This is a genomic window from Microbacterium sp. (assembly GCF_031988965.1).
In the GTDB taxonomy this organism is placed as follows: domain Bacteria; phylum Actinomycetota; class Actinomycetes; order Actinomycetales; family Microbacteriaceae; genus Microbacterium.
This window is the reverse complement of the sequence record NZ_DALZXX010000121.1, coordinates 6,751-8,850: the sequence shown is the minus strand read 5'-3', so window position 1 is coordinate 8,850 and position 2,100 is coordinate 6,751. Positions and strand designations below refer to the sequence as shown.

1 protein-coding gene is annotated in these 2,100 nt (G+C 71.2%); it reads right to left on the bottom strand.

Features of this window, described 5'->3' with window-relative positions; translation table 11 throughout:
• Positions 1-2,100, bottom strand: a 2,100-nt coding sequence (locus RTM68_RS14940; protein WP_312172368.1) for a glycoside hydrolase family 2 TIM barrel-domain containing protein, incomplete at both ends; no start/stop codon positions are given.

Sequence of the window (2,100 nt, the reverse complement as noted above, 5' to 3'; positions counted from 1 at the left end):
GATCTCGTCACGCTCGGCCCTCGCCGAGAGCAGCGGACGGCCGGCGGCCGCGAGCGACGTGCGCGCGACCTCGGCTCCGCCCGCAGAGGCCACCGCCGTGAGGGTGCCCGGGCGGTATTCGGTCTCGAAGCGGGCGACGAGCGCACGGGGCGCCCCTACCGTGACGCGCCCGACGACCTCGCCGTCGAGGAGCAGCTCGACCTCGTCGGCATCGGCGTAGACGTCGACCGTGACGGGCGACCCCGCCGGAGCATCCCACGTCCAGCTCGACACGACGTCGTCCCACGACCACGGTGTCTTGGCGACGGGACGGCCGTGATGCGCGGGCCGATGCACCGCGATGACGGGCTCGGAACGCAGACCGAAGGCGATCTCGCGGTAGTACGAGGCCGGCAGGCGATGACCCGTGATGTCGATGTCGCCGCACTGGGCGAGCAGGTACGGGAAGGGGCCGGCCGTGCCGGTGGGCGTGTAGCCCTCGGCATCCGTGTAGTCCACGCGTCCGATGCCGGCCTCGCCGATGTAGTCCCACCCGGTCCAGGTGAAGTCGCCGATCACATGCGGCAGCCGGCGCACGTCGGACCACAGCGAGGCGATGCGGTCGGGGAAGGTCTCGGAGCCCACGATCACGCGGTTCGGGAAGAGCTCCGCATCGAGGTCGTAGCGCGAGTCGGCGTAGTTGAACCCGACCACGTCGAGCACCGCGGCGGACTCCTCCGTCGACTCGGTCACGAGCGCCGAGGAGTTCATGCGCGCCATCTGCTCGCCCATGCCCGCCATCATGGTGTTGGGGTCGGATGCCGCGGCCTCGGCCATCGCGTCGGCCATCCGCCCGAGGTTCGCGATGATGCCGTTGATGCCGTTCGTGACGAAGCGCGTCGGGTCGAGGGTGCGGAACTCCTCGGCGATGCGCCGACTCCAGGTCGCCCCATGAGGGGTGGCGAGCTCGAGGATCTCGTTGCCGATCGAGTACAGGATCACCGACGGGTGGTTCGCGTCCTTCGCGACGAGGGCGGCCACGTCGCGCCGCCACCTCTCGTCGAAGCCGATCGACGAGTCGAACGCCGTCTTCGACTTCGTCCAGACGTCCGTCAGCTCGTCCATCACGAGCATCCCGTGCGCATCGCAGGCCTCGAGCAGGGCGCGGCTGGCCGGGTTGTGGGCGCTGCGGATGGCGTTGAACCCCGCCTCGCGGAGGAGCCGGACCCGACGGTCCTCGGCATCCGCGATCGAGACCGCGCCGAGCGGACCGTTGTCGTGATGGATGCACGCGCCGCGCAGGTCGACGGAGACGCCGTTCACGCGCAGCCCGTGCCGCGTGTCGAGCTGCAGCCGGCGGATGCCGTGGGCGGTCGTGGTCTCGTCGGTCGGCGTCCCGCCGTCGTCGAGCACGGCGCGCACCCGGTAGCGGTGCGGGGAATCGGGCCCCCACAGCCGCGGGGAGTCTACCGCGAGTCGCACGCGCGCCACGGCGTCGGCACCGGGCAGGACCGTGACCGGCGATGCGCCCGTCGCCGCGATCGCGCCGTCGTCGTCGGTGACCGTCCAGCTCAGTCGTCGGGTCGCCGTGTACCGCGTGCGGTTCTCGACGCGCGTGGAGATCTCGAGGATGGCGCGTTCGTCGTCGATGTCGCGGCTCACGACCAGCGTGCCGTCGAGTGCGAGGTGCACCGGGTCGTCGACGAGCAGGTGCACGGGGCGGTAGATGCCGCCCCCGGTGTACCAGCGGCTGTCGCGATGCACGCGGGCCTCCACCGAGATCGTGTTGACCTCGCCGAGACGCAGGAACGGATCGAGGTCCACCACGAATGCCGCGTATCCGTTGGCCTCGTGGGCGGCGAAGTCGCCGTTCACGAAGACGGTCGCGTCGCGGTAGACGCCCTCGAACTCGACGCGGACCGTCTTGTCGCGCCACTCCGCCGGGGCCTCGAAGGTCTTCGTGTACTCGAACACGCCGCCGGGGATGTATCCGCTGTGCACGCCCTGCACCGAATCGGCCGAGCGGGGCAGGTCGCGCAGGGCGTCGTGCGGCAGGTGCACCGGCACCGAGGCGGTGGAGTCGTCGCGCGCCTCGAAGGCGCCGAGCTTCGGGCCGACGCT